This window comes from Cupriavidus sp. OTU4054, from assembly GCF_038440175.1.
Classification (GTDB): Bacteria; Pseudomonadota; Gammaproteobacteria; order Burkholderiales; family Burkholderiaceae; genus Cupriavidus; species Cupriavidus pauculus_D.
Window position 1 is genome coordinate 17,186 of the sequence record NZ_JASATF010000032.1, and the last position, 25,033, is coordinate 42,218.

The window sequence follows — 25,033 nt, forward strand, 5'->3', positions numbered from 1 at the left end:
GCCATGACCCGACCGAACCTGCGCCGCCGACTCGTTCTTGCCTCGACGCTCGCCACTGCGATGGCCGCCGGTCTGGCGGGTTGCGGCTTCCACATGCGCGGCACCGCCGACTTCGCGTTCAAGAAGCTGTACGTCGGCATTCCGCCCAATTCGCCGATGGGCGCCGACCTGCGCCGCACGATTCTCGGCGGCTCCGACACGATCATCGTGGAGGATCCGAAGCAGGCCGACGCGCTGCTCGACGTGCTGAGCGACACGCGCGGCCGCGCGATCCTGTCGATCACGACCGAAGGCGTGGTGCGCGAATACCGGCTGAGCCAGCGCTTCAGCTTCCGCGTGCGCGACCAGTCGGGCAAGGAACTGATTCCGCCCTCGACGATCCTGCTGACGCGCGATATCACGTACAACGAATCGGCCGTGCTGGCGAAGGACTACGAAGAGCAGCAGCTTTATCGCGACATGCAGCGCGACATCGTGCAGCAGCTGATGCGCCGCCTCGCGGCGATCAAGTCGGCCTGACGGTTACGCGATGCAGCTTCGGCTCGACGGCCTCGATGGCCATCTGAAGCAGGCCCAGGCCAAGGGCCTCGCGCCGCTCTACGTCGTGCACGGCGACGAGCATCTGCTCGTGCTGGAGGCGGTGGACCGGCTGCGCCGTGCCGCGCGCGACGCGGGCTATACCGAGCGCGACGTGCTCGTGGCCGAGCGCGGCTTTCACTGGAGCCAGCTCGTCGAGGCGCAGCAGTCGATGTCGCTGTTCGGCGACCGCAAGATCGTCGAGTTGCGGATTCCGTCGGGCAAGCCCGGCAAGGATGGCGGCGAGGCGTTACGCGCGGTGGCCGCGCAGCCGTCGCCGGATGTGCTGATGCTGGTCACGCTGCCGCGGGTCGATTTCGCGACGTCGAAGTCCGCATGGTTCCAGGCGCTCGAGGGCGCCGGGGTGTCGATCAAGGTCGATACCGTCGATCGCACGCGCCTGCCGGCCTGGGTCGGCGAGCGGCTGGCATTGCAGCAGCAGCGCGTGGAGGGCGGCGAGCCCGGACGCCGCGCGCTGCAGTTCATCGCGGACAAGGTGGAAGGCAACCTGCTTGCCGCGCATCAGGAAATCCAGAAGCTCGGGCTGCTGTATCCGCCGGGCGAGCTCAAGTTCGATCAGGTGCACGACGCGGTGCTCAACGTGGCCCGCTACGACGTGTTCAAGTTGTCCGAGGCGATGCTCGCCGGCGACGTGCCGCGGCTCGTGCGCATGCTCGAGGGGCTGCGCGGCGAGGGCGAGGCGACGGTGCTGGTGCTCTGGGCGCTGACCGAGGAAATTCGCGTATTATCCAAGGTCCGGCAAGGGCTGGCGGCCGGCAAGCCGGCGCCGGTGCTGATGCGCGAGCTGCGCGTCTGGGGCCCGCGCGAGCGGCTCGTGCCGCAGGCGGCCCAGCGGCTGTCGATGCCACAGCTCGAAGCCGCGCTGGCGCTGGCCGCGAGGCTCGACCGGCAGGTCAAGGGTTTGCCGGACCTGCCGCCGGGCGCGGCGGCGAGCCTGCCCGCGGAGCCATGGGACGGCCTGCAGCAGCTTGCGCTGTCGATTGCGCGCTAGCCGCTAGCGACGATCGGCACCTCCGTTCCCCACAAGACTGCACGACCGCCGGGACAGGACCCGGCCACGATCATGACCGAGTTCGATCTCAACCAATACATGGACCGCGTGGGCCAGCAGGCCCGCGCCGCATCGCGCGCGATGGCGCGTGCCTCCACCGCCGACAAGAACCGCGCGCTGCTGACCATCGCGGCGGCGATCCGGCGCGACGCCGACAAGCTCAAGGCGGTCAACGCGCGCGACGTCGAGCGTGCGCGCGCCAACGGGCAGGATGCCGCGTTCGTCGATCGGCTCACGCTGTCGGACAAGGCCATTGCCACCATGGCGGCGGGCCTCGAGCAGATTGCCGCGCTGCCCGACCCGATCGGCGAGATCTCGAACATGAAATTCCGCCCGACCGGTATCCAGGTCGGCCAGATGCGCGTGCCGCTCGGCGTGATCGGCATCATCTACGAATCGCGGCCCAACGTGACCATCGACGCGGCGGCGCTATGCCTGAAGTCCGGCAATGCGACGATCCTGCGCGGCGGTTCGGAAGCCATTGAATCGAACACCGCGCTGGCCGCGCTGGTCGCCGAAGGCCTGTCGGCCGCGGGGCTGCCCGCCGAAGCGGTGCAGGTGATCGAGACCACCGACCGTGCGGCCGTTGGCCGGCTCATCACGATGACCGGGTACGTGGACGTGATCGTCCCGCGCGGCGGCAAGAGCCTGATCGCGCGGCTCATGGAAGAAGCGCGCGTGCCGATGATCAAGCATCTGGACGGCATCTGCCACGTCTACGTCGATGACGACGCCGATGTGGAGAAGGCCGTGCGCGTGTGCGACAACGCCAAGACCCAGCGCTACGCGCCGTGCAACACGATGGAAACGCTGCTGGTCGCGCGCGGTATCGCCGCGACCGTGCTGCCGCCGCTGTGCCGGATCTATCAGGACAAGGGCGTGGAGTTGCGCGTCTGCGCGGACACGCGCGCCACGCTCGAGGCGGCGGGTTTCACGGGCCTCGTCGATGCGACCGAGGAAGACTGGCGCCTCGAGTATCTGGCGCCCGTGCTCGCGATTCGCACCGTGGACGGCCTCGACGCGGCCATCGCCCATATCAATACGTACGGCTCCGCGCACACGGACTCGATCGTCACCGAGAATTACAGCACCGGCATGCGCTTCCTCCGCGAGGTGGATTCGGCGAGCGTGATGATCAACGCCTCGACGCGCTTTGCCGACGGCTTCGAATACGGCCTGGGCGCCGAGATCGGTATCTCGAACGACAAGCTGCATGCGCGCGGCCCGGTGGGTCTGGAGGGACTGACGTCGCTCAAGTACGTGGTGTTCGGCCACGGCGAAATCCGGAGCTGACCGCATGCTCTGGATCAAGTCGTTCCATATTCTGTTCGTCATCTCCTGGTTCGCGGGGCTGTTCTACCTGCCGCGGATCTTCGTCAATCTGGCGATGGAGACCGATGCGGCGGCCACGCAGCGGCTGCTGCTGATGGCGCGCAAGCTGTTCCGCTTCATGACGATACTGGCGGTGCCGGCCGTGGTGTTCGGGCTGTGGCTGTTCCTCGGCTACGGCATCGGGCGCGGGGCAGGCCAGGGGTGGATGCACGCGAAGCTGGCGCTGGTGCTGGTGCTGATCGGCTACCACCATGGCTGCGGCGTGCTGCTGCGCAAGTTCGAAGCGGGCCGCAACACGCGGTCCCACAAGTTTTATCGCTGGTTCAACGAATTGCCGGTACTCGTGCTGCTGGCGATCGTGATTCTGGTCGTGGTCAAGCCGTTCTGAACTGAGGACATGATGAGCAAGCAGGTCGAGTATTTCATGGCACCGCAGTCCCCGTTCGTCTATCTGGGGCATGCGCGCTTCGCCGAAATTGCCGCGCGCCACAAGGCGCAGGTCGTGCTCAAGCCGTTCGATCTCGGCAAGCTGTTCTCGGTGTCGGGCGGCCTGCCGCTCGCCCAGCGGCCTCCGCAGCGCCAGGCGTATCGCCTCGTCGAGCTCGAGCGCTGGGCCGAATTCCTCGGCATGCCCGTCAATCTGCATCCGACGTTTTTCCCGGTGTCCGGCGATCCGGCCGCGAAGATCATCATCGCGGCGCAGCTGGCCCACGGCACCACGCGCGCGCTTGCGCTCGCCGGCGCCTACTGCCGCGCGGTATGGGCCGAGCAGCGCAATATCGCCGATCCGGCCACGCTGACGCAGATCGCCGACGAGAACGAGTTCGATGGCGCAAACCTGCTCAAGGCCAGCGAGGCGCAGGCCGTGCAGGCCGCTTACGCGCAGAATACCCAGGACGCGATCTCGGCGGGCGCGTTTGGCGCCCCCTGGTTCGTGCTGGACGGTCAGCCCTACTGGGGCCAGGACCGCCTTGAATTTCTCGACCGCGCGCTGGCCGCCGGTTGAGGTCGTTTTTGTTTTGAGTCGCACATGTCCCTGAACGAACGGTCGCAGACCGAAAGCTTCTTCGCTCCCTGCCCGCGCGGTCTGGAAGCCGCGCTCGCCGAGGAGTTGCGCGAGATCGCGCAGCTGCCGGCCGTGGCCGCCACGGCGCCGTTCGCGGTGCACAAGGAAATGCCCGGCGGCGTGCCGTTCTCGGGGCCTCTGGCCGCGGCCTATGCGGTGAACCTCCATTCGCGCATTGCCAGCCGGGTGCTGCTGCGCGTGGCGCAGAAGCGCTATCGCCACGAGGACGACGTGTACGCGCTGGCGCGCGCGCAGCGGTGGGAGAACTGGTTCTCGCCCGACGAGACGCTGCGCGTCGATATCACCGCGCACAAGTCGCCGCTGCAAAGCCTGAATTTCGTCGGCCTGCGGGTCAAGGACGGTATCTGCGACGGCATGCGGGACCGGCTGGGTGCGCGGCCGAGCGTCGATACCGCGAGCCCCGACGTGCGCGTCTACGCGCATCTGACCGAGTTCGACTGCACGATCTACCTCGATACCACGGGCGAGCCGCTGTTCAAGCGCGGCTGGCGCATGGAGAAGGGCGAGGCGCCGCTCAAGGAGAACCTCGCCGCCGGTATCCTGCGGCTTGCCGGCTGGGTGCCGGGACAGACCGCGCGCCCGTTCTACGATCCGATGTGCGGCAGCGGCACGTTCCTCGTCGAGGCCGCGCAGGTGGCGCTCGGCGTGGCGCCGGGCGCGGGCCGGACATTCGCATTCGAATGGCTCAAGGGCGCGGACACGCGCGCGTGGCAGGCGCTGCGCGCCGATGCCCAGCACGCGCGGGAAGCGGCACAGCGCATGGATCCGGCCACGCTGCGCGTGGTGGGCTCGGACATCTCCACGGGCATGCTCGGCATGGCGCAGGCCAACTGGGAGCGCGCGGGGCTGCCCGGCGAGGCGCAACTGAAGCAAGTGGACGCACGCTTCGTGCAGCCGCCTTTCGCGGAGCCGGGGATGCTGCTGATGAACCCGCCTTACGGCGAGCGGATCGCGGTGCGCGGCGAGCGGCGCCAGCCCATTGACGAGCCGCCGCGCGACGAGGCCGAAGAGGCCGCCGCGAACCAGTTCGCGAGTGCTTTCGCCACGACGCTGAAGCAGTCGTTCGCGGGATGGCAGGCGTGGGTGTTCACGGGCGATATGACGATGCCCAAGCGCATGCGGCTGAAGGAATCGCGCCGCACGCCGCTGTTCAACGGCAATATCGAATGCCGGCTGTTCCGGTTCGATATGGTGCGGGGCGGCAATCGCGCCGCCACCGAGGACAAGCCGGCGCAGGGCTGAGCGCGGACACCGCGGGCCGTCAGGCCTTGCGGTGCGTCAGCGCTTCCGGGTTGCGCGCGAATTCGGCGAGGAAGCTCTGCAGGCTGACCACGGGCTCCTGGAGCAGATGGCGCGGCAGGTCGAACAGCGCGTAGAAATATTCCTCCCGGCCCTCGCAGCGTTCGGCGGGCAGGCAGTACTGCTCCCAGTCCACACAGGCGGGCGTGTACATGCCGTTGCCGGGCCAGAAGAACGGCACGATGCGGCCTTCGCGCAGGCCCTCGATCAGCGCGGCCGGCGCTTCATACGCTTCCGCGGATTCGACCTGGTTCATCAGGCCCGCACGCGTCTCGATGACCATCAGCGTGGCATGGCCCTGCGCGGTCAGCAGCAGGATGCCCACCGGATTCGGATACAGGTAGTACTCGACGAAGTTGTAGCGGGCCACGGTCTGCCGCACGCGCTCGGCCATGACCGGATCGGACAGGAACGAGTACGAATGGCGTGTGAGCAGGTCGCGCAGCGTGCGCGACAGCGTGGCGAAGTACTGCTGCTGCAGCGCTTCGATTTCCTGATCGAGCCGCGCGACCATGTTCGGGTCGTGCTTCTTGACGTAGCGGTCGATCAGCCCGTTGTTGAACCCCTGGATCGCGATGCTTTCGTCGGCCGTGCCCGTCAGCAGGATGGTCTTGCACGGCAAATCCGACAAGGCCTGGCAGAACTCGAGTCCGTCCATCTGCGGCATGGAGTAATCGACGACGATCACGCCGGGCTGCAGAAAGCGGTGGACGTCGTGGATCTGCCGATGGATCCGATCGACGTCTAGCTGCACGGTGCGACGCTCGCTAAGGAACGTCAGGTCGTCGTGCGTGACGCGCACGGGCAGGAAGCCCGGGTAGCGCGTGTCGTACGACTCGCGGATCCAGGCCAGCGCCTCGCGCGGATCGGTAAAGCTGACCACCGCACGCGATGCATCCATCTGGAAGGCCAGACTGTCGATAAACGACTTGCTGTCGTCTACGAGCACGGTCAGGACTGGGTGATGGAAGACCGACAGGTTTCTGTCGTGCGGGTTGAAAGTCATGGTGCGATAGGTTCGGCAAGCGTTTCGGCAAACGGCCGTGGCTGACGGCGGAAGGGCTGGAGCGAAGGCCAGTATAGCGCGCCAGCAAGTCCGTGCAACCCGCACACATGAAAGCAAGCGACCGGCGTTGTCAGCCGGCCGCATGAGTTCGATAACGTTGATTTCAGGTCTTCACGGCACTTTATTCTGAAGCGCCGGAACGCACGGAAATCCGCAGGGTCATTCGACGGCCTTGACCATGTCCTCGACCACCTTCTTGGCGTCGCCGAACACCATCATCGTCTTGTCCATGTAGAACAGCTCGTTGTCGAGGCCGGCGTAACCGGCCGCCATCGAGCGCTTGTTCACGATGATGGTCTTGGCCTTGTAGGCCTCGAGAATCGGCATGCCCGCGATCGGCGATTTCGGGTCGGTCTTGGCGGCGGGGTTGACCACGTCGTTGGCGCCGAGCACCAGCACCACGTCGGCCTGCCCGAACTCGCCGTTGATGTCCTCCATCTCGAACACCTGGTCGTACGGGACCTCGGCCTCGGCCAGCAGCACGTTCATATGGCCCGGCATGCGGCCCGCCACGGGGTGGATCGCATACTTCACGGTGACGCCGTGCTCGGTGAGCTTGGCGGTCAGTTCCTTGAGCGCGTGCTGCGCGCGGGCGACGGCCAGGCCGTAGCCCGGCACGATGATCACGGTCTCGGCATTGCTCATCAGGAACGACGCATCGTCGGCCGAGCCCGACTTGACCGGGCGCTGCTCCTGCTTGCCGGCGCTCGCACCGCCCGCCTCGCCGCCGAAGCCGCCGAGAATCACGTTGAAGAACGACCGGTTCATCGCCTTGCACATGATGTACGAGAGGATCGCACCGGAAGAGCCGACCAGCGAGCCCGCGATGATCAGCATCGGGTTGTTCAGCGAGAAGCCGATACCCGCCGCCGCCCAGCCCGAGTACGAGTTCAGCATCGACACGACCACGGGCATGTCCGCGCCGCCGATCGGGATGATGATGAGCACGCCGAGCACGAACGCGATCGCGAGCATGATCAGGAACGGCAGCCAGTCCTGCGACAGGAAGAAGATCACGCCGAAGCCGATCATCGCGATGGCGAGCAGCAGGTTCAGCCAGTGCTGTCCCGGAAAGACCACCGGCGCGCCCTGGAACAGGCGGAACTTGTAGCGGCCCGCGAGCTTGCCGAACGCGATGACGGAACCGGAGAACGTGATCGCGCCGACGAAGCAGCCGATGAACAGTTCGACGCGGTTGCCCGTGGGAATCAGGTGCGAGCCCGGTGCCGTGATGCCGAACGCGGCGGGTTCCGCCACGGCGGCCACCGCGATGAACACCGCGGCCAGGCCGATCAGCGAGTGCATGGCCGCCACGAGCTCGGGCATCTTGGTCATCTCGACCTTGCGCGCCACATAGGCGCCGATGCCGCCGCCGACGACGAGCGCCGCGAGGATCAGGCCGATGCCGGTGCCGATCGATTGCTGCGCGGCGCCCGCGGCCAGGAATTCATGCTTGAGCTTGACGATCAGGACCAGCGTGGTCACCGCGGCGATGGTCATGCCGGCCATGCCGAACGCGTTGCCGCGCCGCGCGGTGCCCGGCGACGACAGGCCCTTGAGCGCCTGAATGAAGCAGACCGACGCGACGAGGTACAGCAGCGTGACGAGGTTCATGCTGATGAGTTCCATCACGCACCCTCCTTGCCAGCTTCGGCCTTTGCCTTCGGTTCCTTCTTCTTGAACATCTCCAGCATGCGCTGGGTCACGAGGAAGCCGCCGAACACGTTGACGGCCGCGAGTGCCACCGCGAGCGTCCCCATCACGCGGCCCACACCGCCTTCGGTCAGGCCGGCGGCGAGCATCGCGCCGACGATGATGATCGCCGAGATCGCATTGGTCACGGCCATCAGCGGGGTATGCAGCGCGGGCGTGACGGTCCACACCACGTGGTAGCCCACGTAGATCGCCAGCACGAAGATGATCAGGTTGATCACCGTATGGTTCACCATCTCCATCGACTTCTCCCTCCGTTTGCTTGATTCTTGAGAATGCGGAAAACCGGGTCGACTTCTGTTGTTGCGAACGACATGTTGCGAACTACGCGGGCGGGGCGTCCCTGGCTCGGGACGCCCGGCACGGACCGGCGGATCAGGTCTGCTTGATTTCCTTGATGCCGTTCCTGTCGTTCACGAGGATGACCTTCGGTTTGTACGAGCGGATTTCCTCGTCGGTCATCGGCGCGTAGGTGCAGATGATCAGGTGGTCGCCAAGGTGCGCGCGGCGGGCCGCAGCCCCGTTCAGCGAGATCTCGCCGGTACCGCGCGCGCCCTTGATGATGTACGTGGAAAAGCGTTCGCCGTTGTTCACGTTGTACAGCTCGATCTTCTCGAATTCCTTCATGTCGGCGGCTTCGAGCAGATCTTCGTCGATACCGCACGAGCCCTCGTAGTTGAGGTCCGCCTGTGTCACGGTGACACGGTGGAGCTTGGCGCGGAGCATGATGCGTTGCATGGGTGATACGTCCTTCAGGAGTGAGACATGCGGCGCCGGTCCATGCCGGCGCCGTCGGTGGGTAAAGCGGGCGATGCGGTTGATGCGGGTCAGGCGGCCTGTCGGACGAGCTGGCCGTCGCGGCACATCAGGCAGGCCGCGACGATGTCGTCTTCGAGGTTCAGCACGTAGCGGCCATCCTTGTCGATGACGAGCTTGAGAAAGTCGAGCACGTTGCGCGCGTAGAGCGCGGACGCGTCGGCGGCGACCATGCTGGCCAGGTTGGTATGACCGATCAGGGTGACGCCGTGGCGCTCCACGACCTCGTCGGCCACCGTCAGCGGGCAGTTGCCGCCCTGCGCGGCGGCGAGGTCGACCACGACCGAGCCGGGCTTCATCTGCTGGACGGTTTCTTCCTTCAGCAGCACCGGTGCCTTGCGGCCCGGAATCAGCGCGGTGGTGATCACGATGTCGGCCTGGCGCGCGCGCTCGTGCACGAGCTCGGCCTGGCGGCGCATCCAGTCGGCGGGCATCGGGCGCGCGTAGCCGCCCACACCCTGCGCGATCTCGCGCTCCTCGTCGGTCAGGAACGGCACGTCGAGGAACTTGGCGCCCAGCGATTCGATCTGCTCCTTCACGGCGGGACGCACGTCCGAGGCTTCGATCACCGCGCCGAGCCGCTTGGCCGTGGCGATCGCCTGCAGGCCCGCGACGCCGGCGCCGAGGATCAGCACGCGGGCCGCCTTCACGGTACCGGCCGCGGTCATCAGCATGGGCATGAAGCGCTGGTAATGATGGGCGGCGATCAGCACGGCCTTGTAGCCGGCGATATTGGCCTGCGACGACAGCACGTCCATGCTCTGCGCGCGCGTGGTGCGGGGTGCGGCTTCGAGCGCGAACGCCGTGATCGAAGCCGCGGTCATGCGCGCGTTGTTCTCGGTATCGAACGGATTGAGCATGCCGATAAGCACGGTGCCGGGCTTCATCTGCGCGCGCTCGGCATCGTCGGGCGCGCGGACCTTGAGCACGATCTCCGCGCCATACGCCTCGGCGGCGGAGCCGATGCGGGCGCCCACGGCCTCGTATGCGCCGTCGGGCTGGCTCGCCCTGACGCCCGCGCCGGATTGCACCGTGACCTGGTGCCCCTGCGCGACGTACTTCTTGACGGTCTCCGGGGTGGCAGCGACGCGAGTTTCGCCTGCCCGCGTCTCCAGCGGGATACCGATGTGCATCGTTAATTTCTCCTTATGAGATATCAATCCGATACCGCAGTTTTTGCGCAGCTTACCCGAATATGGGTGGGGATGGTGGCTGACTCGTCGGATTTTTGTCGGATCGACACCACCCATTTTCAGTACGCATCAAACCGCCGAATTGATGCGGCATATCCCGGGCGAGGACGTCTTTTGACACCGAATTGATGCGCGGCTCCGTATCGTGCCGCTCACGCCGCCCAAGGCACCTCTGCCGGGCGGACGCATCGTTCAACTCGTCTCCCATCCTCATGATCGCCTCGCGTCTGTTTACCGCCGTCCCCGCCACCATCGTCCTGACCGCCTCGCTCGCGGTGCCGCTCTCGTCCGCCTTGGCGCAGGAGGCACCCGCCGCGGGCGTGTCCTCCGATATGCCCTCCTCCGATACGCCCTCCGATAAGCCGGCGGACGTCTCGCCGCACACGTTCACCGCGAACGTGACGCTGGCCAGCGAATACCGCTATCGCGGCCTCATGCAGACCAACCGCCGTCCCGCGATTCAGGGCGGCTTCGACTATGCGCATGCCAGCGGCCTCTACCTCGGCAACTGGAACTCGAACATCAGCTGGCTCTCGGACAGCAACGCCGAGGTGTCCGCGCCGATCGAGATGGATTTCTACGGCGGCTTCCGCAACACCCTCGACGTGGCCGGGGCCGACATCGCCTACGACGTCGGCGTGCTCGAGTATTACTACCCGGGCGACTACCCGTCGGGCTTTACGCGTCCGTACACCACCGAGGTGTACGCGAGCGTCGGCTATGGCCCGGTGACGCTGAAGTACTCGCACGCGCTGACCAACCTGTTCGGCTTCGCGGACAGCAAGAACAGCTACTACCTCGACCTGTCGGCCAACGTGCCGCTCAACGTGTGGGACCTCACGTTCAACGCGCATGTCGGCTATCAGAAGGTGCGCAACGTGGTCGATGCCTCGTACACGGACTGGAAGGTCGGCGTGACCAAGGACTTCGGCAAGGGCCTGTCGGTCGCGGTGGCGTATCTGGACACCAACGCGGCGCGCGGCGTCTACACGAACTCGCATGGCCGCTACATGGGCCGCGCCACGGCGTTCGCGTCGATCACCAAGACGTTCTGATACGCCATGCGTCTTGACGCGTTTTTGATGCCGCCCCGGCGCATTGCTGCATCAAATTGAGATGCCCGTCCCTAGCATGGAAGCATGTTCAACAGACGACTCGCCGCTGCGCGGGTCAACGTCCATGCGACAGACCAGCCTTGCCATCGCCTTCGCTTCCGTGCCGCGACGCCGTCCGGCACCGGCCCCGCGCGCCACGCGCACCGAAGGCGATGGTCAAAGGATCCGCATCCGGCTTGCGGTGGCTTCCGCGCAGGTGTTCGCGCTGCGGCAGATCCTGCATCGCGCGATCGGCGAACTGGCGCGCGTCTACGTCGTGGAGGTCGATCATCGCCACGAAGAGACCACGCTGCATGTGGAAGTGGAACGCGGCGGCCGCGATGCGGCGATGCACGCGATCATGGCCGCGCTGCCGGCCGCCGAGTTTGGCGTGACGTCCGTGCTGGGATGCGATCACGTCGGGAGCGATCATGCCGCACACTGATGGCCCGCGCGGCGGCCTCTGGCTGCCGATGATCACGCCGATGCGCGGTGGCGAGCCCGACCTCGACTGCACGCAGCGGCTGGCCGCATGGTACGCGGCGGAAGGTGTCGATGGCCTGATCGTGCTGGGCACGACGGGGGAGGGCGGGTTGCTCTCCGACGCCGAACGGCTGTCCCTGACCGAAGCCGTCTGCGAGGCCGTGCGGGGTGCCGTGCCCGTGATGGCGGGCGTGGGCGCCGTGGATACGCGCGCGGTCTGCGAACAGGTGCGCCGGCTCGAACGGTTCGACCTCGCGGGCTACCTCGTGCCGCCCCCCTATTACCTGCGCGTCTCGGACGAAGGCATCGCCTGGCACGTGCGCCGCGTGGCCAGCCAGACGCCGCGCGCGCTGATGCTCTACAACGTGCCCAAGCGCACGGGCACGTCGATTTCCGCCTCGCTGGCGTTGCGGCTGGCCGCGCATGGACAGGTGCGCGCGATCAAGGAGTGCGATCCGGCCAACATGGGGGCGCTGGCGGCGCCGTCGCACCGCCACGCGGGGCTCGACGTCTACTGCGGCGAGGATGCCGCGATGCTCGACCACCTGCTGGCCGGCGGCGCCGGCGCGGTGCCCGCCGCCGCGCATGTGCGGCCGGACCTGTTCGTGCAGCTGCTGCGGCTGGCGCGTGCCGGCGACGCGGCCGGCGCGCGTGCGCTGTTCGAGCGCCTGCTGCCGATGATCACGCTGTTGTTCGCCGCGCCCAATCCCGCGCCGGTCAAGGCCGCGCTGGCGCTCTGCGGCCTTGCGCGCGATGAAGTACGGCTGCCGCTGACCCCCGTCGATACGGTGCTGGTTGCACGCATCGAGGCCGCGCTGGCCCAGTTGCCGCCACGGATGTCGCTGCACGCCCGTGCGGCCTGACCGACCGGCTGGCTGGGCAGGGGCGGGAGCAGGGGCGGGAACAGCGTGAGCGGGACCGGTGCACGATCGTCCGGCAGCCGGTAAAATGCCGGATTGCTTAAAAATTGTGCATCATGTCACGTGACTGGAACGCCAGTGTCACGGTTGCCGCGGTCATCGAGCGCGGCGGCCGCTTCCTGCTGGTCGAAGAGGAAACGCCCGCGGGCCTGCGGCTCAATCAGCCCGCCGGCCATCTCGAAGCGGGCGAGAGCCTGATCAATGCCGTCATCCGCGAGACGCTCGAGGAGACCGCGCATACGTTCGAGCCGCGCGCGCTCGTCGGCTGCTATATGAGCCGCGGCCTGTCGTCGCGCGACCAGGGCGATACCACCTATATCCGTTTCGCGTTCACGGGGGACCTCGGCTCGCTCGACTCGGGACGTCAGCTCGATACCGGCATCGTGCGCACGGTGTGGATGAGCATCGAGGAATTGCGCGCCTGCCGCGACCGGCATCGCACGCCGCTGCTGCTGGCATGCGTCGAGGACTACGTCGCCGGCAAGCGGTTCGCGCTCGACGTGCTCTATACCCACCCGACCGCGGTGGCCACCGAGGTGGCGCCATGAGCGGACGCCGTGTGGTGGTGGGCATGTCCGGCGGCGTCGATTCGTCGGTCACCGCATGGCTGCTCAAGCAGCAGGGTTACGAGGTCATCGGCCTGTTCATGAAGAACTGGGAGGACGACGACGACAGCGAGTACTGCTCCACACGGCAGGACTGGCTCGACGTGGCGTCCGTCGCGGACGTGATCGGCGTGGATGTGGAAGCGGTGAACTTCGCGGCCGAATACAAGGACCGCGTGTTCGCGGATTTCCTGCGCGAGTATTCCGCCGGCCGCACGCCGAACCCCGACGTGCTGTGCAACGCCGAAATCAAGTTCAAGGCGTTTCTCGACCATGCGATGTCGCTGGGCGCGGACCTCATCGCCACCGGCCACTATGCGCGCGTGCGGCAGGCCGACAGCGGCCGTTTCGAGCTGCTGAAGGCGTTCGACCATACCAAGGATCAGAGCTACTTCCTGCACCGGCTGAATCAGGCGCAGCTGTCGCGCACGCTGTTTCCGCTCGGCGAGATCCCGAAGACGCGCGTGCGCGAGATCGCCGCGGATATCGGGCTGCCCAACGCGAAGAAGAAGGACTCGACCGGCATCTGCTTTATCGGCGAGCGGCCGTTCCGCGATTTTCTGAACCGCTATCTGCCGACGAAGCCGGGTCCGATGAAGACCGACGACGGCAGGGTGGTGGGCGAGCATATCGGGCTGGCGTTCTACACGCTGGGACAGCGCAAGGGCATCGGCCTGGGCGGCAGCCGCGATGGCAGCGGCGATGCATGGTATGTCGCACGCAAGGACATGGCGAACAACACGCTGTATGTGGTGCAGGGGCACGATCATCCGTGGCTGCTGAGCGCGAAGCTCGATGCGGCGGACCTGTCGTGGGTCGCGGGCGAGGCGCCGGAGGCGGGGCTGGAGATTGCCGCGAAGACGCGCTATCGGCAGAGCGATGCGCCGTGCACGGTGGCCACGGCAAGTGGCGACGCGTTGCAGCTGGCGTTCGCCGAGGCGCAGTGGGCGGTGACGCCCGGGCAGTCCGCCGTGTTGTATGACGGCGAGGTCTGCCTGGGTGGCGGCATCATCCAGTGACGGCCGTATCAGGACGATTCTGGCGTCGTTGCGCGGCCTTGCCGTACCACTTGTACTGTCTGCGGCCGCGCGCCTAGCCAGAACCGCTACGCTTCGCCCTGATACGGCCGTGAAGCGTCAGGGGGTCGGTGGCAGCGTATCGAGGAACGACTGCCGTTTCTCGATCTTCTCCTGGAACGCGGCGAGCGTCGGATGGCGTTCGCGCCAGGGAATCTCCGGGAACCGGAAATCCAGATAGGCGAGCGCGCAGCCCACGGCCACGTCGGCGAGCGAGTAGTGGATGCCCGTGCACCACGGCCGGTCGCCGAGGCCGCTGGCCATGGCGACGAGCGCCGCGTCGATCTTGCCGCGCTGGCGCGCCACCCACGTTTCGCTGCGCTGGCTTTCGCTGCGTTGCGTGGTTTCCACGCGCACGAGCAGCGCGGCGTCGAGCAGGCCATCGGCCAGCGCTTCCCAGCAGCGGACCTCGAGCCGCTCGCGGCTGCCCTGCGGAATCAGGCGGCTGACCGGCGACAGCGTGTCCGCGTACTCGACGATCACGCGCGAATCGAATACCGCGCCGCCGTCTTCCATGATCAGGCACGGCACCTTGCCGAGCGGATTGAACTGGCCGATGGTGGTTTGCGGCGACCAGACGTCCTCCTCGATCATCTGGTAGTCGATCTTCTTCTCCGCCAGCACCACGCGCACCTTGCGCGCGTAGGGACTGGTCCGGGATGCATACAGCTTCATTCTTCTCCCCTTGAGCTTGTTATGAAGTGCATCGGCGCTCCGTGGCAGGCAGATGGCAGTCTTCCTGCCCAATGCACTTCATAACAGGCTACCGGAGCGGCGTGCGGGAGTATACCCGCGCACGCCCCGGAATGACGCACCATTGCGGCCTTGCGCACGGATGTCTGCACGACTGTTGTGCGGCCATCGCACAGGACGGGGCGCGGTGGTAAAATCCCGCCTTCCGTGATGCCGCCGGCCCCGCCTTGTGCGACGCATCGGTCGCTTCCTCGCGCATTTCCCCCTATTTCTCCCCGGTTGCCAGCATGTCCACGACGCCCCTTTCGCCCCTCACCGCCCTGTCCCCGATCGATGGTCGCTACGCCGCCAAGGCCGACGCGCTGCGCGAATGGTTGTCCGAGGCGGCCTTCATGCGCAATCGCGTCAAGGTCGAGGTGCACTGGCTGATCGCCCTGTCGCAGGCCGGCCTGCCCGACGTGCCGAAGTTCTCGGCCGAGTCGGAAGCGAAGCTGCTCGCGCTCGTGGAAAACTTCACCGAAGCCGACGCCGCGCGCATCAAGGACATCGAGGCCGTGACCAACCACGACGTCAAGGCCGTGGAGTACTGGCTCAAGGAGCAGGTCAAGGGCAATGCCGAACTCGAGGCCGCCAGCGAGTTCATCCACTTCGCCTGCACGTCGGAAGACATTAACAACACTTCGCACGGCATGATGCTGAAGGGCGCCCGCGAAGGCGTGGTGGTGCCCGCGCTGCGCCGCGTGCATGCGCGCCTCGTGGAACTGGCTAAGCTCAACGCCGCGCAGCCGATGCTGTCGCGCACGCACGGCCAGCCCGCGAGCCCGACCACGCTCGGCAAGGAAATGGCCAACGTGGCGGCGCGTCTGGAGCGCGCGATCGTGCGTATCGAGCGCGTGGAACTGCTGGGCAAGATGAACGGCGCCGTGGGCAACTACAATGCGCACCTGTCGGCGTATCCGTCGTTCGACTGGGAGTCGTTCTCGAAGTCGGTGATCGAGCAGCGCCTCGGCCTGACGTTCAACCCGTACACGATCCAGATCGAGCCGCACGACTACATGGCCGAGCTGTTCGACGCCGTGGCGCGCGCCAACACGATCCTGCTCGACCTCGACCGCGACGTGTGGGGCTATATCTCGCAGGGCTACTTCAAGCAGAAGACCAAGGCCGGTGAAATCGGTTCGTCGACGATGCCGCACAAGGTCAACCCGATCGACTTCGAGAACTCGGAAGGCAACCTGGGCCTGGCCAACGCGGTGCTGCGCCACCTCTCGGAGAAGCTGCCCGTTTCGCGCTGGCAGCGTGACCTGACCGATTCGACCGTGCTGCGCAATATCGGCGTGGCGTTCGGCTACAGCCTGCTGGCCTACGAGGCCTGCCTGCGCGGCCTGGGCAAGCTCGAGACCAATCCCGAGCGCCTGAACGAAGATCTCGACAACTGCTGGGAAGTGCTGGCCGAGCCCGTGCAGACCGTGATGCGCCGTTTCGGCGTGCCCAACCCCTACGAACAGCTCAAGGAGCTGACGCGCGGCAAGGGCATCTCGCGCGAAGCGCTGCAGACGTTCGTATCCGGCCTTGCGATTCCCGACGATGCCAAGAAGCTGCTGCTGGAGATGACGCCGGGCAGCTATATCGGCAAGGCGGTCGAACTGGCCAACAAGATCTGATCCGCCGCTAAGGCAGATTCCCTTCGCGCGGCAGCCATGCCGCGTCGTCGCCGCCCAGCACCGGCGTTGGGCGGCGCCAGACCGGCGGGGTCTCGGAGAGGCCCAGCGCCGGTCCCAGCGTGCGAAGCGTCCCGTTCGGGCCCGTCTCCTCCACGTGCCATGCGCGCAATGCCTCGTCGTCGAGGCGTCCCGGCAGTTCCGCAAATCCCTCCGCCATGCCCTGACGCTGTACGAGCATCGCCGCACCGGCCAGCGCCGTTTGCACGCGATAGCCGCCGCCGTCGCGCGCGCGTCGCGCGAGCGCCAGCAGCGTGCCGTACGCGGCCAGATAGCCGGTGGTGTAGTCGCATACCGGCGCGAAGACGAGCTTCGGCTGGCCTGCTTCGATCGCCCGCCCCTGCGCCTCGCAGACGCCCGTCACGGCCTGCGCCACCTGCTCCCACCCCGCACGGTCCGCCCAGGGCCCGCCCGAGCCGTAGCAGCTGACCGACACGTGCACGAGCGACGGTTGCAGCGCGCGCAGCGTGGCGTCGTCGAAGCCCAGCGCGGCGAGGGCGCCCGGCCGGTAGCCATCGACGAGCACATCGGCCTCCGCGACGAGCGTGCGCAGGCGTTGCGCGTCGCCATCGCGGCGCAGGTCGAGGAAGCAGCTGCGCTTGCCGTGGCTCGTGTCGCGCACGTGCTCGGGGGTCTGCGGCAAATGCTTCGCGGTCACCATCAGCACGTCGGCACCGAGTTCGGCGAGCGTGCGCCCCGCGATCGGCCCGGCGAGGATGCGCGTGAGGTCGAGCACGCGGATACCGGCCAGCGGCTGCCTGGGCGAGGGCGTCCACGCGGGCGCCGGCGCGGCGACCCCCGCATCCACGCGGTCCACTTCGACCACGGGGCGGCCCGCCAGATATTGCCCCTGCGGATGGGCCAGCCATTCGTCGCGCGTGCGGATGGTGCCGCCGCACGCGCGCGCCGCGGCAATCGCGTCTTCGAGCGCATCGGCGTCCCATTGCGCCACTGCCGCGCGCACGGCCTCGGGCGTGCTGTCGCAGCGGAGCACGTCGAGCACGCGTTGCGAAAGGTGGGGCAGGTTCAGATGCGGCAGGAACCAGCGCCCGTCGCGCGTGCGCCACGGCTGCGTGACCTCGAGCATATGCGCCATGGCCTGCGGGATCGGCACATGCGCGAACACGCCGCCGGCATCGGGCGCCTGCGTGTAGTCGACGGTGCGCACGGTCGCCGCCGCATGGCGCACGTCGAGCGTCACCGACTGGCGGCGGCCCGTGCGGGCGGCCCAGATATCGTTGGCCGCCACGCCCACGGCGGCCAGCACCGCGGCCGTTGTTTCGCCGACGCGGAATGGCGTGGGATGGAACGGATCGCGCCCGTGGATCGTGACTTCCCCCGCGCGCGGCGGCGCATCGCCGCGCAGGGTCATGAGTTCCGCGAACGCCGGTATCGTGGCCATCGATCAGGCGCCTAGGCGTGGGAGAACAGCGGCGCGCCCGCGGCCGGCAGTTCGGCTTCGAGCACGGTGCCGCTGGCCGATTCGGTCAGCACGAGCTTGTTCGTGCCGGGCCGGAACGCGATATTGGTCACCGTGCCGCCGATCGGACTGCGGATGAAATGCGTGCACCAGCCATGCGCGTCGAGCACGAACGCGCCGCCGAGGCTCGCATGCGCGACCACGAGGCGGCCCTCGGCATCCATCGCGAGGCCGTCGGGGCCGCTGGTGCCAAAGAACGTCTGGAACGCGCCCGCCTTCGAGACGGAACCGTCGGGCAGCACCGGCATGCGCCACACCGCATTGGCGCGCGTCGCGGCGACGAACAGAAAGCGCTGCGAGGGATCGAGCACGATGCCGTTGGGACTCGGCACGTTCGACAGCAGCAGGTCCATCTGGCCCGAGGGCCGCAGGCGATAGACGCGGCCGGTCGGATCGTGCAGGCCCGTCTGACCCTGGTCGGTGAAGTAGAGGTTGCCCTCGGCATCGAACGTAAGGTCGTTGATGCCGCGAAAGCTTTCCGAGTTGCGATGCCCGCGTACGACCGTGACATCGCCATGCGTGGGCTCCACGCGCAGGAGGCCGCAGCGATAGTCCGCCACCCAGAGGCTGCCGTCGCGATGCATCGCGATGCCGTTGGGCCAGCCGGCGGTCTCGGCGAACGCTTCCCAGCGCAGATCGGGTGCGATACGGAAGATGCGGCCGTGCGGAATGTCGGTGACGAACAGATTGCCCTCGCGGTCGAAGGTCGGCCCCTCGAGAAAGCTATCGACGATCTGCCCGGGTTTGTTGGCGTCGGCCCATTCGCTGCGGCGGGCGATGCGCAGCGCGTCGGGCATGCGCGTCAGCACGCGTGCCTCGATGATTTGCGGGGGCGTGAAATTGACGTTCCACATGTCGCGGATCCTCTTTCGGTCTACAGTCTTCTGGCTTCAGTCTGCCTTGATGTTCGCGGCCTTGATGACCGCGCCCCAGCGCGTGATCTCGTCGTTCAGCAGCTTCGTGGCCTGGGCGGGCGTGCTGCCCACCGGGTCGAGCCCCTGATCCTGCAGGCTCTTGCGAATCTCCGGCGTGTTGACCGCGTCCACCATTTCCTTGTTCAGCTTGTCGATGACCGGTTGCGGAGTGCCCGCCGGCACCGAGAATCCGACCCAGAACTTCATGACCATCCTGGGCATGCCGACCTCGGGTGCGGCCGGCACGTCGGGCAGCACCGGCGAGCGCGTGTCGTTGGCGAGCATCAGCGCGCGCACCTTGCCGCTCTTGATATAGGGAAGGGCGGTCGGCAGCGAGGTGATCAGCGCCTGCACCTGTCCGCCCATCAGGTCCTGCATCGCGGCCCCCGCGCCGCGGTACGGCACGTGCACGAGGTTCACGCCGGCGAGGTTGTTGAACAGCGCGCCGCCGAGGTGGGTATTGGTACCGTTGCCGCCGGAGCCGTAGTAGTACTTGCCGGGGTTGGCCTTGGCCAGCGCGATGAACTCCTGCACGGTCTTCGCGGGCACGCTCGGATGGACCACGAGCACGTGCGGCATGGCCGCGGCTACCGTCACCATCTGGAACGCCTTGTGCGGATCGAACGGCAGCTTGGGCAGCAGCGTGGCCGCGATCGCATACGACATCTCCGTCGTGAGCATCGTGTAGCCATCGGGCGCCGCGCGTGCGACCGTGCCCCAGCCGATGACGCCGCCGCCGCCCGTGCGGTTGTCGACGAGCGCGCTGGTGCCGCGCGCGCTCATGCCCGTGGCGACGAGCCGTGCGACGAGGTCCGTGGAGCCGCCCACCGAGAACGGCACGATGATCGTGATTGGCTTGGAAGGAAAGGCGTCTGCCGCGAACGCGGCGGGCACCGAGGTGGCGCCCATGGCCGCGGCGATGAGCGTGGCGCAGGTACGGAGGAAGCGTCGACGGGGGATGCTGCGTGGCATGTTGTCTCCTGATGCAGGGTCGGTGCCTGCGCATGCTCTGTGGCATGTCGCATGGGTGACGAGTAAAAAGGGGGGGGGCTAGGTGCCCTGGCCGCGATGGCGGCCGCCCGCGTTGGAATGCACGAGGCCCGCCGGCGCGAGGCCCGCCGATGCCGCGGCCGTGCGTTCGCGAATGCGCGCGTTGACGGTCTGGCCATAGTCCATGGCTTCGCGCCAGCGCGTGATCTCGGCCGGAATCTTCTCCAGCGCGGCCTTCGTTTCGGCGAGCGCGACCGCGTCGAAGCCGGCCAGCCGCACGGCGAGTTCGGCCGCGCGCGCATCGAGCTGCGCCGGCGGAACGACCTCGTTCACGAGGCCCCAGTCCGCGGCGGTCGCGGCATCGATGCGTTCGGTGGTCAGCAGCAGCCAGGCCGCGCGTTTGCGCGTGAGCAGCAGTTGCGAGGTCGGGCCGGCCATGCTCGCGTAATTGGCAAAGCCGATCTCGGGACAGCCTAGCGCGGCCGTGGACGACGCGATGGCGAGGTCGCAGCTGTTGACGAGCGTGACACCGCCGCCCAGCGCCAGGCCGTTGACGGCCGCGATGAAGATGGCCGGATGCGCGCGCATGGCGAGGTTGAGTTCGATGGCTTCCTGGCCCGCAAGATCGGGTGCGCCCGCGGCGCGCTCTTCCTCGCGTTCACGCAGGTCGAGGCCCGCGCAGAAACTGGCGCCCGTGCCCGTCAGCACGATCGCGCGCGTGTCGCCCCGAAGATTCGCCAGCGCGGCCGCCAGCGCATGGCGCGTGGCGCGGTCCAGCGCGTTGCGCCGCGCTTCGCGGTCGATGCGAATCACGGCCCAGCCGGCGTGGCGGGTCACCCGGACGGTCTCGTCCATCGTGCGTCTCCTGCAAGGGTCTGTCTCGGTCCGCGCGTCTGTCGGCGCAGCCGTCCGCTCGTCGTTGGTTAATATGTTCTATAAGTCGGAACGACGTTCGAACTATCATCCGGTTGCGTTTGGCGCGTGTCAAGACGGGTCGATGCCGATGGCGCCGCAACGTGGAGGTGACGGGTGGCGGCTGCGACATCCGGTCACATCAAATCATTTGAACAACTTAATGAAGTTCGGACTTTCAAGCCGCACGCCGGTCCCCCAATAATGCGAGAATCGCTGGCGCAGCAAGTAGCCGGCCGCACAACAAGACCCCCCTCGAGCAGAAAGGGATGCATTCATGAATTCGACGAAGGTGCTACACGCAACCGCGACGCCGGGCGCCGTGACCCGCTACACCGCGACTGCGATCGGTTTCCACTGGCTGATTGCCTTCGGCATCTTCACCGCGTTTGGCCTCGGCCTGTACATGACCGGCATTCCCGGTTTCACGCCGACCAAGCTCAAGCTGTTCTCGTGGCACAAATGGCTGGGCGTGACGATTTTCGCGCTGGCCGTGCTGCGCGTGATCTGGCGCGCCACGCATGCGGCGCCGCCGGTCGCGGCGGGTACGCCCGCATGGCAGGCACGCGCCGCCGCGGGCGCCCATCATCTGCTGTACGTGCTGATCCTCGTGGTACCGGTGACGGGCTATCTCTATAGCTGCGCCGCCGGCGTGCCCGTGGTGTATCTGGGCCTGTGGAAGCTGCCGATGCTGATCGAGCCCGGCGACACGGCCAAGGTCGTGCTTCAGACCGCCCATATCTGGCTCAACTACACGATGGCGGCGATCGTCGTCGTGCATGCGCTGGCCGCCATCAAGCATCAGGTCATCGACCGCGATGGCACGCTGGCCCGCATGCTGCCGTTTCTTCGTTGAGCGTTTTCCCAAGCAAGGAGTTGCAGATGACAAGCATCACCCGCCGCGGCATGCGTCCGCTCGTCACCGGTGTGGCAGCCCTGGCGGCCGCCGCGTCGCTCGCCTCGGTCGCCGGACTCGCGTGGGCGCAGGTGGATACGGCCAAGAGCGCCGTCACCGCGACCGCGCGCCAGATCGGCGTGCCGATGGAAGGCAAGTTCAAGAAGTTCGATGCGACCGTCGACTTCGATCCCAACAAGCTTGCGACGTCCTCGGCCAAGATCGAGATCGACGTGGCCAGCTTCGAGATCGGCGACGCCGAGACCAGCAAGGAGGTCAAGGGCCGCGAGTGGTTCGACGCTGCGAAATTTCCGAAGGCAACGTTCCAGTCGACGAGCATCAAGAGCAGCGGCGCGGGCAAGTTCGACGTGGCCGGCAAGCTGACCATCAAGGGCAAGACCGTTGACGTGGTGGTACCGGCGACCTATCGCCAGGACGCCGCGGGGCAAGTGTTCGATGGCGTGCTGCCGATCAAGCGCACCGCCTTCAACATCGGCGAGGGCGAGTGGAAGGACACTTCCGTCGTCGCCGACGATGTACAAATCAAGTTCCATATCGTGACGGCGAAGAAGGGCTGACAGGGCTGATGCCCGCCTGCCTTCGTCCCGACCTTTCCATCCCTGAACCTATTCGCGAGAATCTTCTATGCAAATGCGTACCCTGACCGCATCCCTCGTCGCCGTTGCGGCCGCTTCCGCAACGTTCGTGGCCTCGGCCGCGCCGACCACGTACAACCTCGACCCGACGCACACGTACCCGAGCTTCGAGACCGACCACCTGGGCGGCCTGTCGGTGTGGCGCGGCAAGTTCGACAAGTCCAGCGGCGTCGTCACGCTGGACCGCGCGGCCAAGGCCGGCACCGTCGAGGTCAAGATCGACGCCGCGTCGGTGGACTTCGGCAACAGCAAGCTGAACGAGCATGTGAAGGGTCCCGAGATGTTCGACGTGCAGGCGTTCCCGGACGCCGTGTACAAGGGCAAGTTCTCGAAGTTCAAGGGTGACGTGCCGACCGAAGTCGACGGCGTGCTGACGCTGCGCGGCGTGTCGAAGCCCGTGAAGCTGGAGATTCATCAGTTCAAGTGCATCGAGCATCCGATGCTCAAGCGCGAAGTGTGCGGCGCCGATGCGTCGGGCACGTTCAACCGCGCGGACTTCGGCGTGGACTACGGCGCGAAGTACGGCTTCAAGCAGGACGTCAAGCTCGCCATCCAGGTGGAAGGCGTGAAGGCGGACTAACCGGTCCTGCCTGGTCATACACCGCGCGGGCCCCCGCGCGGTGCGCCGCAACCCTGCCCGCGGCAGGGTCGGCCCCGATCGGAGGCATCTCGCCCTCGATCGGTTTGAATGCCCATCTCCGGTGCGTGGCCACCGACCTCGGGCATACCCCACCAATTACGGTATCGGCGCGGTTGTACGACCGGCGAGAGCCACAGTACAATGGGTCGCCGCAGTCTCACCTCTCCGGGAACCGCTTCCGGGAATCGCTTCCCTTTCGCGCTTCCCTGTTTGCGTCCCTATTCGCATCCTAACCGCATAACAACCGGTCGCGCGCATACGACATGAGCCTTGGCTGCATTCCCTGATTCCGGTCACCCGCCGCGAGACCTCTTGCCCGAGCTGTACCCGGCCTGCCGTTCGCGGCGCCCTGGCGCGCAGCGTTTTTCGGATTTCCCTGGCGCGATACCGTGTACTCCAAAACGCAAATCGATCCGGTAGTTAGCTTCCGCAACTCGCAGGGCGAGCAGGTGCGCGGAACGATCATCAATCTCCAGAGAAAGTCTCTGGTGATGGAAATCTACAACCCATACTCGATCGTGCAGGTCAGCGAGGTGCTGAGCGAGCTCAGCGTCCGCATGGGCACGAAGAATGCGTACCTCGGCAAGGCCGTGGTCATGAGCCTCGTGAATACGGGCCTGACCGCAGTGGTGTCGCTGACGCTGATCGACGAGTGGCGCGAACTCACCGACGTCAACCACGAGCCGAAGTCCGTGGCGCGCGAGGCCGAGATGTTCGTGCAGGACTGGGACACGCGCTTCAACATCCGCCGCGATTATCAGATCGTGGTCAACGAGATGCGCGCGTACCTGTCCGAAGTGTCCCGCTGGGTCGAGCAGGTCGATCTGACCGAGTCGCTGCCCAAGGTGGAGGGACGCCTGCGCGAGGACGTGTTCTACGAACTCGCCACGCCGCTGATGACGAAGGTCAAGACCTACCTCGACTGGCTCGAGGGCGAGGCGCAGCGCGTGGATCCCGAGATCGCGCCCGTGCACCGGACGTACGCGCAGGCCGCGCTGCATCCGCTGCTGCTGCGCGCGCCCTTCGTGTATCGCACGTTCACCAAGCCGCTCGGCTATGCGGGCGACTACGAGATGGTGAACCAGATCCTCAGCGATCCGCAGCAGGGTCCGACCACGTACTTCCAGATCGTCAACACGGCGTTCCTGAAGGCGGCCGTGGCCACCGCCCACCGCAACCGCATCGATCTGCTCGTGGACTTCCTCACGCGCCAGGCCGAGCGCGCGCGCGCCGCGGGCCGGCCGTTCCGCATCCTGAACGTGGGCTGCGGTCCCGCGTTCGAGATCCAGCGTTTCGTGCGCGAGTATCCGAATCCCGAACTGCTGTCGTTCCAGCTCGTGGACTTCAGCGAGGAAACGCTCGAGTACACGAAGAGTTCGATCGAACGCTCGGCCGCGTCGGCCGGCCGCAAGGCGTCGGTGGAGATGGTCCACCAGTCCGTGCACGATCTGCTCAAGCGCCGTATCGCGCCCGACGAGCCGGACTGGCGCGCGTTCGAGGCCGTCTACTGCGCGGGCCTGTTCGACTACCTGTCCGACAAGGTCTGCGCGCGGCTGCTCACGTATTTCGCCTCGCGCACCAAGCAGGGTGGCGAGTTGCTGGTGACCAACGTCCATTCCGACAATCCCGAGAAGTTCGGCATGGAGCATCTGCTCGAGTGGTATCTGATCTATCGCAACGAATCGGGGATGTCCTCGTTGTTGCCGGAGAACTCGCATGCACACCGACTCTATGTCGATGAAACCGGGGTCAATGTCTTCGCCGAAGCCACCATCCAGTGACAGCGAGGTCGAGCTTCCC

The 25,033-nt window shown here is 66.8% G+C and carries 26 protein-coding genes; 16 read left to right on the forward strand and 10 right to left on the reverse strand.

The annotated features are described in order from the left end of the window. Positions 1–3 precede the first annotated feature (3 nt). The 6 genes from AAHB16_RS27790 (at position 4) to AAHB16_RS27815 (ending at position 5,309) form a co-directional block, all read left to right on the forward strand. Positions 4–519: an LPS-assembly lipoprotein LptE gene (locus AAHB16_RS27790; protein ID WP_150370725.1), complete on the forward strand. Its 516-nt coding sequence runs from the start codon at positions 4–6 to the stop codon at positions 517–519. A 10-nt stretch (positions 520–529) separates the two neighbouring features. Then, positions 530–1,588 carry a DNA polymerase III subunit delta gene (gene holA, locus AAHB16_RS27795; RefSeq protein WP_342052520.1) on the forward strand — a complete coding sequence of 353 codons (1,059 nt, stop codon included), beginning with the start codon at positions 530–532 and terminating at the stop codon, positions 1,586–1,588. 72 nt (positions 1,589–1,660) lie between these two features. After that, positions 1,661–2,941 carry a glutamate-5-semialdehyde dehydrogenase gene (locus AAHB16_RS27800; RefSeq protein WP_342052521.1) on the forward strand — a complete coding sequence of 427 codons (1,281 nt, stop codon included), beginning with the start codon at positions 1,661–1,663 and terminating at the stop codon, positions 2,939–2,941. Positions 2,942–2,945: 4 nt separating this feature from the next. Next, positions 2,946–3,368, forward strand: coding sequence for a CopD family protein (locus tag AAHB16_RS27805; protein ID WP_150370728.1), 423 nt, complete (start codon positions 2,946–2,948; stop codon positions 3,366–3,368). Between the two features lie 12 nt (positions 3,369–3,380). After that, on the forward strand, positions 3,381–3,986 hold the full coding sequence (locus AAHB16_RS27810; RefSeq protein ID WP_150373683.1) for a 2-hydroxychromene-2-carboxylate isomerase: 606 nt from the start codon (positions 3,381–3,383) through the stop codon (positions 3,984–3,986). A gap of 24 nt (positions 3,987–4,010) precedes the next feature. Continuing rightward, a complete protein-coding gene (locus tag AAHB16_RS27815) occupies positions 4,011–5,309 on the forward strand; it encodes a THUMP domain-containing class I SAM-dependent RNA methyltransferase (protein WP_150370729.1) in 1,299 nt (432 codons plus the stop codon). A gap of 19 nt (positions 5,310–5,328) precedes the next feature. On the opposite strand, the gene AAHB16_RS27820 is transcribed toward AAHB16_RS27815, so the two are convergent. The 5 genes from AAHB16_RS27820 to AAHB16_RS27840 form a co-directional block, all read right to left on the reverse strand. Then, the gene (locus AAHB16_RS27820; protein WP_150370730.1) at positions 5,329–6,372 is read right to left on the reverse strand and encodes a response regulator; all 1,044 of its coding nucleotides are present in this window, start codon (positions 6,370–6,372) and stop codon (positions 5,329–5,331) included. 219 nt (positions 6,373–6,591) lie between these two features. Further along, positions 6,592–8,064 (reverse strand): NAD(P)(+) transhydrogenase (Re/Si-specific) subunit beta, encoded by a 1,473-nt coding sequence (locus AAHB16_RS27825; protein WP_342052522.1) that lies wholly within the window; start codon positions 8,062–8,064, stop codon positions 6,592–6,594. Beyond that, the gene (locus tag AAHB16_RS27830; protein WP_150370732.1) at positions 8,061–8,387 is read right to left on the reverse strand and encodes an NAD(P) transhydrogenase subunit alpha; all 327 of its coding nucleotides are present in this window, start codon (positions 8,385–8,387) and stop codon (positions 8,061–8,063) included. The genes AAHB16_RS27825 and AAHB16_RS27830 overlap by 4 nt, the downstream gene beginning before the upstream one ends. A 133-nt stretch (positions 8,388–8,520) precedes the next feature. Then, positions 8,521–8,883: an aspartate 1-decarboxylase gene (gene panD / locus AAHB16_RS27835; RefSeq protein WP_150370733.1), complete on the reverse strand. Its 363-nt coding sequence runs from the start codon at positions 8,881–8,883 to the stop codon at positions 8,521–8,523. 89 nt (positions 8,884–8,972) lie between these two features. Further along, on the reverse strand, positions 8,973–10,094 hold the full coding sequence (locus AAHB16_RS27840) for a Re/Si-specific NAD(P)(+) transhydrogenase subunit alpha (RefSeq protein ID WP_150370734.1): 1,122 nt from the start codon (positions 10,092–10,094) through the stop codon (positions 8,973–8,975). Positions 10,095–10,366: 272 nt separating this feature from the next. On the opposite strand from AAHB16_RS27840, the gene AAHB16_RS27845 reads away from it, so the two are divergent. The 5 genes from AAHB16_RS27845 to mnmA all read left to right on the forward strand — a co-directional run bounded on the left by AAHB16_RS27845 (position 10,367) and on the right by mnmA (position 14,275). Then, the gene (locus tag AAHB16_RS27845; RefSeq protein ID WP_342052523.1) at positions 10,367–11,209 is read left to right on the forward strand and encodes a TorF family putative porin; all 843 of its coding nucleotides are present in this window, start codon (positions 10,367–10,369) and stop codon (positions 11,207–11,209) included. A 124-nt stretch (positions 11,210–11,333) separates the two neighbouring features. Then, entirely contained in the window at positions 11,334–11,693 is a 360-nt protein-coding gene (locus AAHB16_RS27850) for a hypothetical protein (RefSeq protein WP_150370736.1), read from the forward strand. Beyond that, positions 11,680–12,594 (forward strand): 4-hydroxy-tetrahydrodipicolinate synthase family protein, encoded by a 915-nt coding sequence (locus tag AAHB16_RS27855; RefSeq protein ID WP_342052524.1) that lies wholly within the window; start codon positions 11,680–11,682, stop codon positions 12,592–12,594. Before AAHB16_RS27850 ends, AAHB16_RS27855 begins: the two co-directional genes overlap by 14 nt. Before the next feature lie 113 nt (positions 12,595–12,707). Next, positions 12,708–13,199, forward strand: coding sequence for an NUDIX hydrolase (locus tag AAHB16_RS27860; RefSeq protein WP_191002168.1), 492 nt, complete (start codon positions 12,708–12,710; stop codon positions 13,197–13,199). Then, positions 13,196–14,275: a tRNA 2-thiouridine(34) synthase MnmA gene (gene mnmA / locus AAHB16_RS27865; RefSeq protein WP_150370739.1), complete on the forward strand. Its 1,080-nt coding sequence runs from the start codon at positions 13,196–13,198 to the stop codon at positions 14,273–14,275. Before AAHB16_RS27860 ends, mnmA begins: the two co-directional genes overlap by 4 nt. A gap of 117 nt (positions 14,276–14,392) precedes the next feature. On the opposite strand, the gene AAHB16_RS27870 is transcribed toward mnmA, so the two are convergent. Next, positions 14,393–15,007, reverse strand: a complete 615-nt coding sequence (locus AAHB16_RS27870) for a glutathione S-transferase family protein (protein WP_342052525.1) — start codon at positions 15,005–15,007, stop codon at positions 14,393–14,395. Positions 15,008–15,312: 305 nt separating this feature from the next. On the opposite strand from AAHB16_RS27870, the gene purB reads away from it, so the two are divergent. Then, positions 15,313–16,689, forward strand: a complete 1,377-nt coding sequence (gene purB / locus AAHB16_RS27875) for an adenylosuccinate lyase (protein ID WP_150370741.1) — start codon at positions 15,313–15,315, stop codon at positions 16,687–16,689. A gap of 7 nt (positions 16,690–16,696) precedes the next feature. Here purB and AAHB16_RS27880 read toward each other — a convergent pair whose 3' ends face one another. The 4 genes from AAHB16_RS27880 to AAHB16_RS27895 form a co-directional block, all read right to left on the reverse strand. Further along, positions 16,697–18,148: a CoA transferase gene (locus AAHB16_RS27880; protein WP_342052526.1), complete on the reverse strand. Its 1,452-nt coding sequence runs from the start codon at positions 18,146–18,148 to the stop codon at positions 16,697–16,699. An 11-nt stretch (positions 18,149–18,159) separates the two neighbouring features. Beyond that, on the reverse strand, positions 18,160–19,080 hold the full coding sequence (locus AAHB16_RS27885; protein ID WP_342052527.1) for an SMP-30/gluconolactonase/LRE family protein: 921 nt from the start codon (positions 19,078–19,080) through the stop codon (positions 18,160–18,162). 36 nt (positions 19,081–19,116) lie between these two features. Next, a complete protein-coding gene (locus tag AAHB16_RS27890; RefSeq protein ID WP_342052528.1) occupies positions 19,117–20,112 on the reverse strand; it encodes a tripartite tricarboxylate transporter substrate binding protein in 996 nt (331 codons plus the stop codon). A 78-nt stretch (positions 20,113–20,190) separates the two neighbouring features. Beyond that, positions 20,191–20,985: an enoyl-CoA hydratase/isomerase family protein gene (locus AAHB16_RS27895; RefSeq protein WP_342052529.1), complete on the reverse strand. Its 795-nt coding sequence runs from the start codon at positions 20,983–20,985 to the stop codon at positions 20,191–20,193. Between the two features lie 334 nt (positions 20,986–21,319). Here AAHB16_RS27895 and AAHB16_RS27900 point away from each other — a divergent pair, with 334 nt between their 5' ends. The 4 genes from AAHB16_RS27900 to AAHB16_RS27915 all read left to right on the forward strand — a co-directional run bounded on the left by AAHB16_RS27900 (position 21,320) and on the right by AAHB16_RS27915 (position 25,014). Continuing rightward, complete coding sequence (locus AAHB16_RS27900) at positions 21,320–21,898, forward strand: cytochrome b (RefSeq protein WP_150370745.1); 579 nt, start codon at positions 21,320–21,322, stop codon at positions 21,896–21,898. 26 nt (positions 21,899–21,924) lie between these two features. Next, positions 21,925–22,515, forward strand: a complete 591-nt coding sequence (locus tag AAHB16_RS27905; RefSeq protein WP_150370746.1) for a YceI family protein — start codon at positions 21,925–21,927, stop codon at positions 22,513–22,515. Between the two features lie 67 nt (positions 22,516–22,582). Continuing rightward, entirely contained in the window at positions 22,583–23,173 is a 591-nt protein-coding gene (locus AAHB16_RS27910; RefSeq protein ID WP_150370747.1) for a YceI family protein, read from the forward strand. Positions 23,174–23,622: 449 nt separating this feature from the next. Continuing rightward, a complete protein-coding gene (locus AAHB16_RS27915) occupies positions 23,623–25,014 on the forward strand; it encodes a class I SAM-dependent methyltransferase (protein ID WP_150370748.1) in 1,392 nt (463 codons plus the stop codon). Positions 25,015–25,033 lie beyond the last annotated feature (19 nt).